Here is a 15,049-nt window from a genome sequence, read left to right on the forward strand (position 1 = left end):
TTCAGTTGCCGCCCGGCGTCGCGTACGCCCACGCCGCCGGGACGTTGACGTTATGCCGACCGAGTTCAGAGAGGGTGCGAATACCCATGAGAGCCATGTCACGCTCGACTTCGGTGTTGAGGATGCGCAGCACGGTGTCGACCCCTTCGCGTCCTCCGGCGGCGAGCCCCCACACCCACGGCCGCCCGAGCATGACCGCCTTCGCCCCGAGCGCCAGCGCCTTCAGGATGTCGGTGCCGCGGCGTACTCCCCCGTCGAGCAGGACCGCGACGTCGGTGCCGGCCAGGGCGTCGACGACCTCGGGGAGGGCGCGGACGGCCGCGGGCAGGCCGTCGAGTTGCCGGCCGCCGTGGTTGGAGACGATCACGCCGTCGACTCCCGCGGCACGGGCGCGGCGCGCCTGTTCGGCCGTGGTGATCCCCTTGACCAGCAGGGGGCCGTCCCAAATGCGTCGGACCAGGGCCAGTTCGGCGGCGGAGAACCCGGGCACGAACTTCGCCTCGAACCTGGTCGCCTGGTGCACCGCGTTCATCCCGCCGGTCGCCCCGGTCTGGGCGATATTGCCCATCCGGATCCCCGGTCCGGTGGCCAGGGTCCGGATCCACCGGCCGAACCGGACCGGGTGGCGCACGACTTCGCCGATGTTCTCGCGGCTCAGGTGCGGCGGCATGGTGAACCCCGTACGCCGGTCCGCCTCGCGGTTGCCGCCGACCGGGGTGTCGAGGGTGACGACCAGCGCCTCGCAGCCCGCACGCGCGGCGAGTTCGACGTACGGCGTGAAGTCGTCGGCGTTGCCCCACGGGTACAGCTGGAACCACAGCGGCCCGGGGCACTTCTCGGCGATCGCCGTGACCGAGTGGCTGGACGCCATGCTCACCGTGAAGACGGTCCCCGCCGCGTGCGCCGCGCCGGCACCCGCGAACTCCGCGTCCCGGTGCTGGATCCCGGGCATTCCCGTGGGGGCGAGCAGGACCGGGGAGGCGAGCGTACGGCCGAACAGCTCGACGGAGCGGTCGCGTTCGCGCACGTCGGTGAGCAGGTTCGGGCGCAACGTCAGCTCCTCGAACGAGCGGAGGTTGGCCCGGTGCGTCGTGAAGTCCTCGGCGGCGCTGTCGACATAGCTGAACGGGAGGGCGCACGAGCGTCTGCGGGCGAGCGCGCGGACGTCCTCGATGTTCAGCGGCCCCGCGGCGGGGCCGCCGCGGCCGGTCGCCAGCCTACCGAGGTCGGCGAGCAGCGGGCGGGCGAGTGCGGTGAGACCGCCGAACCGGTCCTTGGCGGCCGCGTTGTCGGTCATCGGGCCACCGCCGGGGTCTTGGCGCGGTACTTGGCGGCGATCGCGGCCAGGCGGCCGGGGTAGTCCTCGGGGTCGAGGACGGCCTCGATCAGCACGAGGCGGTCGCGGTTGCGGTCGGCTTCCGCGAGGGCGGCGTCGAGTTCGGCCGCCGTGGTGGCGCGCCGGACCACCGCGCGGTCGCCCGCGCCGAAGGCGGCCGGCAGGTCGGTGTAGCGCCAGGGCGCGATGTCGTTGTACGGCGCGTCCGTCGGGTGGATCGCCCGCTCGATCGAGTAACCGCCGTTGTTGAGCACCAGGACCACCGGCGCCGCACCCACCCGGGCCATCGTGCCCAGTTCCTGCGCGGTGAGTTGCAGCGACCCGTCGCCGATCAGCAGCAGGGTCCGCCGGTCCGGGGCGGCCACACACGTGCCGAGGGCGGCGGGGAGGGTGTAGCCGATCGAGGACCACAGCACCTGGCCGACCACGGTCACCCCCGCCGGCATCCACGTGTCGACCACGCCGAAGAACGCGGTGCCCTGCTCGGCGACGACGACGTCCCCCGCCCGCACGAACCCGGCGAAGCGGTCGCCCAGGGCGGCCTGGGTCAGCGGGGCGTGCGGGTCGGCGTCCGCGCGTGCGCGTACCGGCCGTTCCGGCGGCGCGAAAGCCGGCCGGTCCATGGACTCCCGCACGACTGCGGTGAGTACCGCGAGCGCCTCGGCCATCGGCAGGTCGCGGAAGACCGCGTCGTTGATGCGCGTCTCGTACGCGCCGACCTCGATCGTGCGGCCGGCCGGGAACACGTGTGTGAAGCCGCCGGAGTTGCCGTCGCTGATCAGTACGCCCACCGCGACGAGGCAGTCGGCCTGCTCGACGACGGCGCGGGTGCCGGGCGCGCTCGCCGCTCCGACGTACATCCCGGCGAACGTCGGGGCGCTCTCGTCGACGACCCCCTTGCCCATGTTCATCACGGCGACCGGCAGCGGCCCGGCGGCGACGAGTTCGGCCAGCGCCTCGTGGGCGCCGTGCCGCTCCACGAGGTGGTCCGCGAGTACGGCGGCGCGCGCGGCACCGGCCAGCAGCTTCGCCGCCTCGGCGCGGAACGCGGCGACCAGTTCCCTTGGCACCGGGGGCGGTTCGGGCAGCAACGGGTCGTCGGGGGCGGGCGCGGGGGCGTGCACGAGATCGGTCGGCAGCGCGATGCGGACCGGGCGCTTGTGCTCCCAGCAGGCGCGCAGCACGCGGTCCATCTCCTCGGCGGCGTGTTCGGCGGTCAGTGTCACGCGGTCGCAGGTCACCTCGGCGTGCAGCCGCTCGAAGCGGCCGAAGTCGCCGTCCGCCATGGTGTGGTGCATGGGCAGGCCGGCGTCGACGGCGCGGGTGGACGGCGCGCCGACGATCTCAACGACCGGGACGGATTCGGCGTACGCGCCGCCGATGCCGTTGACCGCGCTCAGCTCGCCCACGCCGAACGTGGTCAGGACCGCGCCCGCACCGCGCAGGCGGGCGTACCCGTCGGCGGCGTACGCGGCGCCGAGTTCGTTGCACGTGCCGACGAAGGCCAGCTCGGACGCGTGCACCTCGTCCAGGAACGCGAGGTTGTAGTCGGCGGGAACGCCGAACAGGTCCTCGACGCCCAGTTCGCGCAGTCGCGCGATCAGCCGGGTGGCGACGGTGGTCATCGGGCGGCCTCCGAGGGACGGTGCGGTCGAGCGTGCCCCCGGGCAGGGGCGGTGCGGTCGCGGGTCGGCGACCGGGTTAGCCAATGGCTAAACGCGTGAAGAGTCAAGTCCCGCGACACGCCGTCCGCCCGAAGGCCGGGGAGGCGGACGGGCGGTTTAGGGTGATCTCGGTCGTCGCGGTTCCGACGGTGATGTCCGAATCGCACGCCCGTCGCAGGTCGGCGGCAGCACAGGTTCCGGGATGAGGTGGCCGCGCATGTCCGGTGAGCCCTGGCAGCCCGGGGTCCACGGCGAGGCGTACCGCGAAGCTCCCGGCGCGCAGCCCGCCGACCGTCTCTACCTCGACGCCGACACCGACACCACGCTGTCGCGCGACTCGGCGCTCATGGCGAGCTGGCAGAGCTTCTGCCACATCATCCGGCACCGCATCCGGCATGTGTTCTGGAAGCTTCCGGAGGCCGCGGACCGCAGCGGCCTCGGCCCCGGCGAGATCCCGCCCGCGGACATCCTGCGGGAGATCGGCGGGATCATCGCGCAACTCGATCTGATCCGTACGATCCCGCCCGACCACGAGCTGTGGCGGGCGCGGTGGCACCACCCGGACGAACGCGTCGCCACGGCAAAGGCAATGGGGACTCTGCCCGAACGGCTGTCCACACGCTCCAACCGCATGAGTCCCGCCGGCATCCCGATGTTCTACGGCGCCACCAGTGCGGACACGGCCCGCGCCGAGGCGGTGGCCGCCCCGGCGCCCGGAGCGTCGCTGACCGTCGGTGCGTTCCGGGTGAGTCGTCCGGCCACAGTCGTCAACCTCACGGAACTGCCGCCGGTGCCTTCACCGTTGGATACCGGGCTCGGGCACCTGAGCCAATGCGTGGCGTTCCTGCGGGACTTCGTCGAGGATCTCGCCCGCGAGGCACGGCCGGACTTCACCGAGATCGACTACGTCCCGACTCAGGTGGTCACCGAATTCCTGCTGCACGCCTGGGACTACGGGGTCCCGGTGGACGGGATCGCCTACCGCTCCACGCAACACGACGGCCAGTGCGTGGCCCTGGACGTCAAGTCCGAGCAGTGCGTGGACCCCGGCACCCCCGCCGACGGAACCGACGTACTGCGCCTCACCCTGGCCCCGGAAACGCTGCGGTCATACGCCGCCGCCGACGCCCCGCCCTCCCGCGGCCCCGGCCCGGCGTGACGCCGCGGCGCGGCGCACCCGCCTGGCAACGCGCCGTGACCGAGGGCCGGCGCGGCCGCCCGGGCGGCCGCGCCGCCAACGCGCGGTGGTTTTCGGTACATTCGTCTCTCTCCCGCCCGACCATGATGGCAACTCCCGGGCGGCCTGATGCGAATGCTCGGTACGCGTTCCGCAAAACACCTCAGTGCCGCACGGACTTCGGCAGCAGCCACCAGGCCAGTACAGCCGTCGCCGCGAGCAGGACCGCTTCCCCGACGGCGGCGGCGCGCATGCCCGGGAGCGAGAACCCGGTGCCGTCCGAAGCGACCACCAAGGCGCCGAACACCGCGACCGCGAGCGCGCCGCCCGTCTGACGCAGCGCGTTGAGGAGCCCGGACGCGGTGCCGACCCGCTCCCCCGGCACACCGTCCATCAGTTGGGCGGTGAAGGCCGGGACGGAGAGCGCGCCGCCGATGCCCAGCGGGACCAGCAGGACGATCACCAGCCAGATCGGCGTACGGGCGTCCAGCGGCAGCAGCGCAAGCATCGCCACCGCCATGATCAACTGACCCGCGGCGATCACCGGCCGCCGCCCGACACGTTCCGCGAGACGCGGCGACACCAGGTTCGTGGTCGTGATGATCGCGGCCATCGGGACGAACATCAGACCGGCCTCGAGGCCCGACATGCCGCGCAGCTCCTGGTAGTACAGGCCGAGCAGGAAGATCCCGCCGTAGAACGCCGAGTTGACGGCGAACCCGAACACCAGCGGCAGCACGACCGGACGCTCGCGCAGCATGCCCAGCGGCACCATCGGCGCACGGTGCCGCCGCTCGGCCACCACGAACAGCACCGCGGCCAACACCGACGCGGCGAGCGCGGCCGCCACGCGCGGGTCGGTCCAGCCCACGTGGCCGCCCTCGATGACCGCGTACGCCAGCCCCGCGAGCGCGAGCACCGCGGTCACCTGGCCGCCGAGGTCCAGCGGCGCCGGCCGACGCACCGAGCGCTCGGTGCGGGTCAGCAGCAGCAGGATCACCGCGCCGATCGGCAGGTTGAGCAGGAACACCGCCCGCCAGCCGGGTCCTTCGGTGAGCAGTCCGCCCAGGACCGGCCCCGCGGCCATCGCGACCGAGCCGCCGACCGTCCACAGCGCGATCGCCCGGGCGCGCTGCCGGGGCTCGTCGTAGGTCTGCCGGATCAGCGCGAGCGACGAGGGGATCACGATCGCCGCCGCGGCGCCCTGCGCGACACGCGCCCCGATCAGCGTGCCGATCCCGGGAGCCAGCGCGCATGCCAGCGAGGCCAGTGTGAAGAGGGTCACGCCCCACGCGTACGCGCGCCGCGCCCCGGCGCGGTCCGACAGCGCCCCCGCCGACAGCATGAGCGCCGCGAGCATCAGGGTGTACGCGTCGACCACCCACTGCAGCCCGGTCATCCCGCTGTGCAGCGAGGAGCCGATCGAGGGCAGGGCGATGTTGACGGCGGAGACGTCGATGGAGATCACGGTGAAGCCGAGCAGGGCCGCGACGAGGGCGTACGGCGAGGTCCGGCGGCCGGCCCCGGGCAAGGACCCGGCGGACTCGGCGGACCGGGCAGACTCGGCGGACTCGGCGGACTCGGCGGACCGGGCGGACCGGGCGGACCGGGCGGACCGGACGGACCGGGCGGACCGGACGGACCGGGCATCGGCAGGCTCGGTCGGCAGGGCGGACCGGGTGGGCCAGGTGGACTCGGTGGTCGGCATGGGCGGGTCTCCGTGGCGTGCGGACTGCGGAACTGCACGAAAGCAGTACGGAAAGGGCGGGCGGCTCCCGCCACCGGGTCCGCGGTCCGGTGCCGTGCACCCCCTGGGACCCCGGCGGCCGGGCCGCCCGCGATTTCCACACTTCCGTGCCGCCGCCCGATGCGGCAGACCGCGTCGCACCGGGGCGCCGCGTTCCCGGGTGTGACACGGCCCCCCACGCGCACACCTCGCCTGGGACAATGAGCCAATGGCACAGAGCACCGAACTGGGCAAATACCTGCGGGCACGCCGCGCCCTCGTGCGGCCCGAGGACGTGGGACTGCCCGCCGGCGCCGGGATCCGGCGTACGCCCGGGCTGCGGCGCGAGGAGCTGGCCACCCTCTCAGGGGTGAGCGTCGACTACTACACGCGCCTCGAACGCGGCCGGGAGACCAATCCGTCACCGGCCGTGATCGACGCGATCGCCCGGGCGCTGCGCCTGTGCGGTGACGCGTACGCCCGACTGCACGAACTCGCCGACCTCGCCGCCGGCCGTACTGCCCCCGGGGACGTCGGCGCCGACCCGGGCCACGGCGAGCGGACCGTCCGCGAGCCGGTGCTGCGGGCGCTGGAGGCGTTGCGCCCGCTGCCCGCGTACGTCGTCAACCGCTTCAACTTCATGCTCGCCGCCAACGTGCCCGGTCGCCGCCTGACCCCGGGGCTGTGGGATCTGCCGCCGGAGCAGCGGAATCTGACGCGCTATCTGTTCCTGCACCCGGTGGGCCGCAGGCTCTACCGGCCGTGGGAGGAGACCGTGGCCTCCTCGGTCGCACATCTGCGCGCGGTGGCCGGTGCCGACCCGGACTCCCCCGAACTGGCCGCGCTTGTCGGTGAACTGCTGCTCAAGTCGCCGGACTTCGCCCGCTTGTGGGAACGCTACGAGGTGTTCGAGCGCGGCGGCGGCAGCAAGACCTTCGACCACCCCAAGGTCGGCGTCATGACGCTGGACTTCGAGGTGATGCAGTTGGGGCGCACGGGCGGCGTGCGCATGGTCGTCTACAGCGCCGAGCCGGGCGGTCCGGACGAGGCGGCCATGCTGCGCCTCGACTCGGCCGCACGGCGGTCGGGCGAAGCCGACGACGTACGCGAAGCCGACCGCCCTGCCGAGGCGGACGCGGACGGCCGGCCCGAGCAAGGCGGCTGACTGCCGCTCACTTCTCGGGCGCCGGCAGGCCCGGGCCGCCGAAGCGGTCGAACGTCACGAACTCCGGTACCGGCCGCCGGGTCAGCTTGCGCGGGTGCCGTTCCGGCACGCCGAGGGCGAGCATCGCGGCCACGGCGTACGGACGGGGCAGGCCGAGCAGTTCCTTGACCTCCGCCTCGCGCCGGCACAGGAACGTGGTCAGCACGCCGCCCAGCCCCTCGTTGCGGGCGGCCAGCAGCACGTTCTGCGCGAACGGGTAGACGGACGCCCCGCCGACCACGCTCTGCCGCGGCAGGTCCCCGTCGGTGACCGCCAGTTGGCGCAGGTCGACGGCGAGGACGGCGACCACCGGCGCCCGCTCCAACTCGTCGACGAACTTGTTGCGCGGCGCCGGGGCGGCGAAGTCGATGTCGGCGGCGGGGCCCTGCCAGCGCCCGTCCTCGCCCGGCGCGAACGGCACGTGTCCGGCGGCGGCGTAGGCGGCGTACTCCTCCCACCCCGCGCGGGAGAGCTCGCGCAGCCGGCTGCGCACCTCGGCCGACCGTGCCAGGACGACGTGCCAGCCCTGACGGTTGCCGCCGCTCGGTGCGAAGCGGGCGTTGTCGAACACGCGCGCCAGCGTCTCGTCGGGCACCGGTTCGTCGGTGAAGCGGCGTACCGCGCCCGTCGTGCGCACCACGTCGGTGAATTCCATACCGTCCTCCTGGCAAATCCCCGGACCACTGCCCGGTCGGCCCTAGTGTGGGTCAGCGGGAGGTCGGCTTCGAGGAGGACACGATGCCACAGCCGGAGGGACCCGAGTTGGACCGCGTACGAGCGCGGCGCGACGATCTGCGGGACCGCTATCTGCACGCCGGCGCCGCCCGCCCGGCCGCGCCCACACGCGGCATCCACCACGCCGCGTTCATCTGCCGCGACGTCGAGGAGACGGTCCGCTTCTACCAGGAGTTCCTGGGCTTCCCGCTGGTCGAACTGGTGGAGAACCGCGACTACGCGGGGTCGAGCCACTTCTTCTTCGACGTGGGCGGCGGCAACCTGCTGGGCTTCTTCGACTTCCCCGGCCACGACCACCCGGCGTTCGGCGAGACGATCGGCGGGATCCAGCACCTGGCGCTGTCGGTGGACGCGGAGGCGTTCACGCGCGTGAAGGGTGTGCTGGACGCGGCCGGACTCACGTACCTCGGGCCGGACCGGGGTGTCGAGGACAGCCTCTACATCGAGGACCCGAACGGCCTGCGCGTGGAGTTCTACCTGGAGGAGCCGGGCGTCTTCCTCGGCAAGCGCCTCGTGGACTGACCGGCGGCTCGTCACCGGCCGCTGTCCTTGTCGGCGGAGCGTGTGCCGGTCATGAGGGCCGCGGCCGACGCGGCGGCGAGCATGATGCCCGCGGAGACCAGGAGGGCGGCGCCGAAGCCGTGGACCGTGCCGTCCGCGGTGTCCGCCCCTTGGTATGCACGCAGGTACGCCGCAGCCGACGTGGTGGCGACCGTGTTGAAGAGGGCCGTGCCCACCGCCCCGCCGATCTGCTGCGCGGCGTTGAAGGTGGCGGACGCCGTGCCCATGTCCGCGAACCCGACGTCCGCGGTCGCCAGGCTGGTGGCCGAGGTGAGGACCACGCCGAGCCCGGTGCCGACGAGCAGTTGCGCGGGGACCAGGTATCCCGCCATGACATGGCTGCTGTCGGCACTCAGCCGGGAGAGCAGCAGCAGTCCCGCCGCCATCGCCAGCAGGCCCGGGACCATCAGTGTGCGGGGCGCGACGCGTGTCAGCAGGCGCGCGGCCAGCAGCAGCGAGCCGACCAGGCTGCCCGCCACCAGGACCATGATGGTGAGCCCCGCCTCCACCGGCGAATAGCCGAGGACGGTCTGCGTGTAGTAGCTGAGGAACAGGAAGCACCCGAACAGCGAGGCCATCATCAGCCCGCTGATCAGGAAGGCGCCGCCGCGGGCCCGGTGCCGTACCACGCGCAGCGGCAGCAGCGGGTCGCGCGTGCGCGCCTCGACGGCGGCGAAGACCGCGAGCAGCAGCGCCCCGCCTGCCAGCAGTGCGAGGACGAACGGGTCGTCCCAGCCCCGGGGTTCGGCCTCGGTGAGGCCGTAGACGAGGGCCACGACGCCGAGGGCGCTGAGCAGCGCGCCGGGCACGTCCAGGCGGCCGGAGTCCGGCCGCGGCGTGTCGCGGTGCAGGTACGGGATGCCGAGCAGCGCGACCGCGGCGATCGGGATGTTGACCCACAGGCACCAGCGCCAGTCCAGGTATTCGGTCAGCAGTCCGCCCGCGAGCAGGCCCACCCCGGACCCCGCCGCGCTCATCGCGCCGAACACCCCGAACGCCCGTCCCCGGTCCCGGGGATCGGTGAACGTGAGAGTGAGCAGCGACAGCGCCGCCGGGGCCATGGCTGCGGCGAACAGCCCCTGCAACGCGCGGGCCGCGAACAGCGTGCCCGCCCCGGTCGCGGCGCCGCCGAGTGCGGAGGCGGCGGCGAAGCCGACCAGGCTGACGGCGAACGTACGGCGGTGTCCGGCCATGCCGCTGATCCGCCCGCCCAGCAGCAGGGTGCCGCCGAAGGCGAGGACGTACGCGGTGACCGCCCACTGCCGGTCGGCGTCCGACATGCCCAGGTCGGCCTGCATGGACGGCAGCGCGATGTTCACGATCGTGCCGTCCAGCACCAGCATCAGCTGGGCGAGGGTGATGACCGGCAGCGCCCACCAGCGCCTTGCGTCCGGACGCGGGTCCGGCGTGTCCGGGACTCCCCCCGGCGTGTCCGGGACGCCGCCGCTCGCGCCTCCCGCCGCTTTCGTCGTCGCTGCTGTGCCCGCTTCCGCGCCGGCATCGAGGTCGCGCGAATCCCGCTCGTGCATGGCCCGCCCATCGCTCGCTCGTACGTTGTACCGGTACCGGTACAACGTTCTAGTGCGGGGAGCATACTAGGCTCACGGCCACGGTCGGGGCGAGGAGGCGAAGGCCATCAACGGCGGACAACCTGGCGCCAAGAGCCGGGCAGCGGCAGGTGGGAGCGGCGCCGGCAAGGGCGGGGCGGGCAAGCGCAGCGTGTGGCTGCGGCCCCCGCGCGCCTCCCGCGAAGGCCCCCCGCTGTCCCAGGCGCGCATCGTCGAAGAGGCCGTGGCCCTGCTCGATGAGCAGGGCATCGACGGCCTGACGATGCGTCGGCTGGCGGAGCGGCTCGGCTCGGGCGTGACCACGCTGTACTGGCACGTCGACACCAAGGACGATGTCGTCGACCTCGCCCTCGACGCGGTCTTCGCGCACCTGCAGACGCCGACCGGGACACCGGATCCGACGCGGTGGCGCGAGGACATCGCGGACCTGCTGCACGACTGGCGCGCCGCGATGCTGCGGCACCCCTGGTCCGCCGCCCTGCTGCAACGCCCCACCCTGGGCCCGAACCTGCTGGCCCGGATGGAGTTCCTCCAGGCGACGCTGGTCGCCACCGGGCTGTCCGGGACACGTCTGACGGCGGCGACGTGGACGCTCTACAACTACGTCATGGGTGCCACCGTGGCCCGCGCCAGCCACGATTTGTCCGACGAGGACCGCGAGGCGGCCCAGCGACGCCTGCACGAACTACGCGACCGCTACCCCACCCTCAGCGCCCACGAGTACATGCTCAAGGACGACTGGGAGGCGGCGTTCACCGCCGGGCTCGGGTACGTCCTGAACGGCATCGCCGCCGACACGGGACCTGCCGCGCACTGAGGTTCGGGGCCGTGCTCGGGACACATTGCGAACGTGTTCGGCACGCCACCGGGCACGCGCCCGATGCGCGGCCGGCGGCGTGCCTCGCGTACGCGCGGGGTGTCGTGCGCGGTCGATAGGTTGGGCGCCATGAGCCTTTCCCTGAGCCTCTTCATCGTCGCCCCCGCCCTGCCCCGCGCCGTGATCGGATCCGGCGACGTGCGTACCCGCCGGGCGATCGGCGGCCGGTTCAAGCGCGACATGGCCCACGACGACGAGTACTTCGCGAGCGAGATCGAGGCGGGCGCGCCGACCCTGTACGAGGCGCTGACCGCGGTCGTGGACGGCGGTCCGTTCGGCGCCACGCACACGTTCCAGTACGGCTACGCGTACCGGATGATTTGCGCGTTCCACGGCCGCAGGGTCGTGGGCAACAGCTTCTCGCCGTTCCGGTTCGGCTGGCTCGCGCGCGTCGACGAGGGGCTGAAGTCGATCGGCGTCGACGCGGTCCAGGTCTCGGAGTTCGGCTACGGGCTGCCGTCGCCGCTGCCGCAGACCGACCTGCCGGGCCACGGCGTCTGGTCGCCGCAGGACTGCGCCGCCGCGCTCACCCAGTACGAGGCGGTGACCGAGGAGCAGTTGGCCGACCTCGACCCCGAGGTGCGCGAGGCGATCGAGGAGTGCGCCGGCTGGTTGCGTGAGGCGCGGGCCCACGAGGGCCGCGGCGTCGTGGGGTTCATGTCCTGACCTGGCGCGTCGCCGATGGCGGCGGACGCGGCGAGATCCCGCGCAAACCCCCGGGCGTACGCCGGCGGCACCCGCCCGGCACCGCGGCCCGCCGTCCCGTACGCGCCCGTGCCGCAGGCCCGGGACCTGCGGCATCCGGACCTGCCCGCACCGCTTTCGGGTGATGATCGGCATCCACCGGTTGCCCGTTCGGCGCAGGTTCGTTGAGAGGGGTAAGCGCCGCGAACCCGCGGTGTTGAGGGTGGAACGGAGAACCACGTGGACACGTTCAAGAAGGCTTCGATCCTGGTGGCGGGCAGCGCCGCCCTGATCATGGCCGGTGCCGGTGCGGCCAACGCCGAGGCGGACGCGGACGGCGCGGCCGTCGGCTCGCCGGGCGTCATCTCCGGCAACCTGGCGCAGGTTCCGGTGCACGTTCCGGTGAACGTGTGCGGCAACAGCGTCAACGTCATCGGTGTCCTGAACCCGGCGTTCGGCAACTTCTGCGCGAACGTCGACGGTCACTGACCGAACGGCGGACGACGGTCGTCCCCGCACCTGAAAACGTCGGCTGACCAAGCCGGTCGAAGCGGGGGCGCCGTCCTGCCGGCAGTTCCTCCATGTCCGTTCGAGCCCCGCGGCGATGCCATCGCCGCGGGGCTCGGACGTTTCCGACCTGAGCCGGGCCGAGACGGCTGAGCCGGGCGGCTGCGAACCGCCCGGCCCGGCACCGCCGTTCCGGCGGTTCAGCGCTTGCGTCCGCCGAAGCGCAGCTTCCACGGCATCAGCGCGGACTCCAACTGCACGGCGAGGCTCATCTTCGACACGCCGTCGGCGCGCTCCTCGAAGCGGATGGGCACCTCGACGATGCGCAGGCCCTGCCGGACCGTGCGGTAGTTCATCTCGACCTGGAACGCGTAGCCGTTGCTGCGGACCGTGCCGACCTCGATGGCCCGCAGGGTGCCCGCGCGCCACGCCTTGAAGCCGGCCGTGGCGTCCTTGACGCCGAGCCGCAGGATCACGTTGACGTAGCGGTTCGCCCACGCGGAGAGGGCCTTGCGGTGCCACGCCCACTGGCTGGCGACCTCGCCCCCGCGGACGTACCGCGAGCCGAGCACGACCGCCGCGCCGGAGTCCTCGGCGAGCGTGGCGACCATGGTGGGCACCACCGATGCGGGGTGCGAGAGGTCGGCGTCCATCTGGACCACGATGTCGGCGCCCTCGTCGAGGGCCCGTGTGATGCCGGCGACGTACGCCCGGCCGAGGCCGTCCTTCTCCGTGCGGTGCAGCACCCCGACGGGGATCGCCGCCTCCTGCCCGAGTTTGTCCGCGACGTCGCCGGTGCCGTCCGGCGAATTGTCGTCGACCACGAGCACGTGCAGGTTCGGCAGCCCCAGAGCCGTCAGCATGTCGACCAGGACGGGCAGGTTGTCCCGTTCGTTGTAGGTCGGCACGACAACGGTGATTTTGGGGTCGGTCTCGCCCATGATCATTCCCACTCGTCGGACATGCGCCCCCAGGGGCAGGCGACCTGACTCGCCGCCGACGAGGTCGCGAACGGTACGGGAACTCTACGGGCCGGGCATCCCCGCGTGCCAACCGGCGGCCCCCGGGAGGGGGCCGCCGGTCTCGGGGCCGTGCCGTTGCCGGTTCGGTACGCCCGGGGTCAGCGGGGCAGTGCCGCGATCGCCTCGTCCGGAGTGCCGTGCCACCACGTGGTGATCGGGTCGTAGACCGCGATGCCGCGTGGCGAAGCGCCGAGCTCCCGGGCGGAGAAGGTGGTGCCGGCGTGCGCGGGGTCGGCCGCGACCGTGAGCGCCCGCACGTAGCGGGCGTTGCCGCTGCGGTCGTCCGTGCTCACCGCGGCGTACACGCCCTCCCCGGGGTCGAGTGCGTGCCGGGCGCCGGCCGCGGGCGGCTCGGGGCGGGCGGAGCCGTCGAGGCCCGCGAAGGTGACGGTCGGGAACCGGTCGACGGTGCACGCCGCGCCTTCGTTCACGACGCGGACCAGCACCACGCCGCGGGCGACCGGCGGGATCTGGTGCGCCTCCACGGACAGGTTGTCCGGCACGCACGGCGGCGGCAGGGCGGCCGCGGACGAGGAGGTGGCCGACGCGGCGCCGACCGTCGGTGCGGCGGCGAGTCCGACCAGCGGAACGAACGCGAGAGCCGCGACGGCGGTGAGGGCACGGGAGTTGCGTGCTGCACGGGGTGTACGCATGCGGTCGGCCTTTCCACCGACCGGTTGGTTATGCCCGCTTTCACTCTTTCGTGTGACCCAGGCAACCCGGGCTCGACTCCAGGACGTCCAAGAAAGGCCAGGAACGTCCCACTTGTAGAGGGGAATCCTTCATGCCCCGAGCACGAATCCGCAGCGCCCTGGTTGCCGTCGCCTGCGCGGGCGCGCTGACCGCCTCACTCTCCGGCCCCGCGTCCGCCGCTCCCGGGTCGCAGTACTCCGCGAAGGAGGTCGGCCGGTTCCTGCACCACTTCTACGGCAAGACCGGCCCCACCCCGTGGGAGCGCGAGCACCTGGTGTCGGAGGACCTCAAGGAGCGCGCCGAGGAGGCCCCGCCCGGCTTCGACCTGCTCATGTGCACGCGCAACGCCCCGAAGGACATCGACATCGGCCCCGTGACCACCGCGCAGTCCGCGGGCGTCGGATGGGCCACGGTGTTCCTCGGCTGGGGCCCCGACCAGGAGATCGCCGCGTTCACGGCGTACGTCGACCTCGACAAGAGCCGGCCGCTCAAGCTGCTCGACGTGAACTGCGAGCCGCCGGAGGCGTGATCGGCGCCGGGCGACCCCGCCCGCCCCACCCGCGCGTCCCCCGACGGACACACCCGCCCCCCAGAACCGCCTGACACGCGCGAGCCCGCCCACACACCATGTGCGGCGGGCTCGCGCGCTATGCGTCGCCGAGGACGCGGTCCAGGGCGGGCCGGATGACCGCGCGGACCGCCGCCGCGTCGTCCAGGTAGCAGCCGACGGCCAGCCCGTCGCGCAGCAGCATGAGTATGTCGGCCGTCTCCGCCGCGCGGGGATCCCCCGCCGCAGCCAGCAGTTCGGTCATCACCGTGCGGAACCACACCCGGTGGTCCAGCACGGCCTGCCGTACCGGATGCCCCGCGTCCGGGAACTCCGCCGCGGCGTTGATGAACGGGCAGCCGCGGAAGCCGGGCTCGCGGGCGATCTCGCCCATGCGGTCGAACACCGCGAGCAGCAGTTCGCGCGGGTTCTCCCCGCCCGACGCCTCGCGCACGGCCGCGACGGCGTCGCGGTGGGCGCGGTACTGCTCGTCGAGGTACGCGTGCACGAGCACGTCCTTCGCCGGGAAGTGGTGATAGAAGGTCGCCTTCGCCACGCCGGCCTCGGCGATGATCCGGTCGATGCCGACCGCATGCACACCTTCCGCATAGAAGAGCGCGGTCGCGGTGTCGAGTACGCGGCGCCGGGCCGGACTCTCGCGGCGGCGCACTTCCTCTTTCTTCGTCACCACATTGACGTTACCAGACAGACCTGTCTATGCTCGGGTTCTCAGCCAGACAGACAGATC

Annotated in this window: 15 protein-coding genes; 7 read left to right on the forward strand and 8 right to left on the reverse strand. The window is 73.0% G+C overall.

Annotated features, from left to right (window positions below; genetic code table 11):
• Position 1 precedes the first annotated feature (1 nt).
• Both ACWD12_RS10320 and ACWD12_RS10325 read right to left on the reverse strand, forming a co-directional pair.
• The gene (locus tag ACWD12_RS10320) at positions 2–1,297 is read right to left on the reverse strand and encodes an alpha-hydroxy acid oxidase (RefSeq protein WP_450099165.1); all 1,296 of its coding nucleotides are present in this window, start codon (positions 1,295–1,297) and stop codon (positions 2–4) included.
• Positions 1,294–2,961 (reverse strand): alpha-keto acid decarboxylase family protein, encoded by a 1,668-nt coding sequence (locus tag ACWD12_RS10325; RefSeq protein WP_450099166.1) that lies wholly within the window; start codon positions 2,959–2,961, stop codon positions 1,294–1,296. The genes ACWD12_RS10320 and ACWD12_RS10325 overlap by 4 nt, the downstream gene beginning before the upstream one ends.
• Before the next feature lie 256 nt (positions 2,962–3,217).
• On the opposite strand from ACWD12_RS10325, the gene ACWD12_RS10330 reads away from it, so the two are divergent.
• Complete coding sequence (locus tag ACWD12_RS10330) at positions 3,218–4,159, forward strand: RES domain-containing protein (RefSeq protein ID WP_450099167.1); 942 nt, start codon at positions 3,218–3,220, stop codon at positions 4,157–4,159.
• A 181-nt stretch (positions 4,160–4,340) separates the two neighbouring features.
• On the opposite strand, the gene ACWD12_RS10335 is transcribed toward ACWD12_RS10330, so the two are convergent.
• Positions 4,341–5,885, reverse strand: a complete 1,545-nt coding sequence (locus ACWD12_RS10335) for an MFS transporter (protein WP_450099168.1) — start codon at positions 5,883–5,885, stop codon at positions 4,341–4,343.
• 247 nt (positions 5,886–6,132) lie between these two features.
• On the opposite strand from ACWD12_RS10335, the gene ACWD12_RS10340 reads away from it, so the two are divergent.
• Positions 6,133–7,068: a helix-turn-helix domain-containing protein gene (locus ACWD12_RS10340; protein WP_358355007.1), complete on the forward strand. Its 936-nt coding sequence runs from the start codon at positions 6,133–6,135 to the stop codon at positions 7,066–7,068.
• Between the two features lie 7 nt (positions 7,069–7,075).
• Here ACWD12_RS10340 and ACWD12_RS10345 read toward each other — a convergent pair whose 3' ends face one another.
• Entirely contained in the window at positions 7,076–7,762 is a 687-nt protein-coding gene (locus tag ACWD12_RS10345) for a nitroreductase family protein (RefSeq protein ID WP_450099169.1), read from the reverse strand.
• 83 nt (positions 7,763–7,845) lie between these two features.
• On the opposite strand from ACWD12_RS10345, the gene ACWD12_RS10350 reads away from it, so the two are divergent.
• Entirely contained in the window at positions 7,846–8,364 is a 519-nt protein-coding gene (locus ACWD12_RS10350; RefSeq protein ID WP_450099170.1) for a VOC family protein, read from the forward strand.
• 11 nt (positions 8,365–8,375) lie between these two features.
• Here the strand turns inward: ACWD12_RS10350 and ACWD12_RS10355 are convergent, their stop codons facing one another.
• Entirely contained in the window at positions 8,376–9,932 is a 1,557-nt protein-coding gene (locus tag ACWD12_RS10355; RefSeq protein WP_450099171.1) for an MFS transporter, read from the reverse strand.
• Between the two features lie 262 nt (positions 9,933–10,194).
• Here ACWD12_RS10355 and ACWD12_RS10360 point away from each other — a divergent pair, with 262 nt between their 5' ends.
• From ACWD12_RS10360 to ACWD12_RS10370, 3 genes are all read left to right on the forward strand, one after another.
• On the forward strand, positions 10,195–10,788 hold the full coding sequence (locus ACWD12_RS10360; RefSeq protein WP_450099172.1) for a TetR/AcrR family transcriptional regulator C-terminal domain-containing protein: 594 nt from the start codon (positions 10,195–10,197) through the stop codon (positions 10,786–10,788).
• A gap of 129 nt (positions 10,789–10,917) precedes the next feature.
• The gene (locus tag ACWD12_RS10365) at positions 10,918–11,514 is read left to right on the forward strand and encodes a DUF7691 family protein (protein WP_450099173.1); all 597 of its coding nucleotides are present in this window, start codon (positions 10,918–10,920) and stop codon (positions 11,512–11,514) included.
• Positions 11,515–11,772: 258 nt separating this feature from the next.
• The gene (locus tag ACWD12_RS10370; RefSeq protein WP_358365204.1) at positions 11,773–12,021 is read left to right on the forward strand and encodes a chaplin; all 249 of its coding nucleotides are present in this window, start codon (positions 11,773–11,775) and stop codon (positions 12,019–12,021) included.
• Positions 12,022–12,239: 218 nt separating this feature from the next.
• Here the strand turns inward: ACWD12_RS10370 and ACWD12_RS10375 are convergent, their stop codons facing one another.
• Positions 12,240–12,980: a polyprenol monophosphomannose synthase gene (locus ACWD12_RS10375; RefSeq protein WP_450099174.1), complete on the reverse strand. Its 741-nt coding sequence runs from the start codon at positions 12,978–12,980 to the stop codon at positions 12,240–12,242.
• Positions 12,981–13,159: 179 nt separating this feature from the next.
• On the reverse strand, positions 13,160–13,714 hold the full coding sequence (locus ACWD12_RS10380) for a DUF4232 domain-containing protein (RefSeq protein WP_358348874.1): 555 nt from the start codon (positions 13,712–13,714) through the stop codon (positions 13,160–13,162).
• A 131-nt stretch (positions 13,715–13,845) separates the two neighbouring features.
• Here ACWD12_RS10380 and ACWD12_RS10385 point away from each other — a divergent pair, with 131 nt between their 5' ends.
• Positions 13,846–14,283 carry a hypothetical protein gene (locus ACWD12_RS10385; RefSeq protein WP_450099175.1) on the forward strand — a complete coding sequence of 146 codons (438 nt, stop codon included), beginning with the start codon at positions 13,846–13,848 and terminating at the stop codon, positions 14,281–14,283.
• 118 nt (positions 14,284–14,401) lie between these two features.
• Here the strand turns inward: ACWD12_RS10385 and ACWD12_RS10390 are convergent, their stop codons facing one another.
• Complete coding sequence (locus ACWD12_RS10390; protein ID WP_450099176.1) at positions 14,402–14,989, reverse strand: TetR/AcrR family transcriptional regulator; 588 nt, start codon at positions 14,987–14,989, stop codon at positions 14,402–14,404.
• Positions 14,990–15,049: the final 60 nt, after the last annotated feature.

The sequence above is a fragment of the Streptodolium elevatio genome (assembly GCF_053592165.1).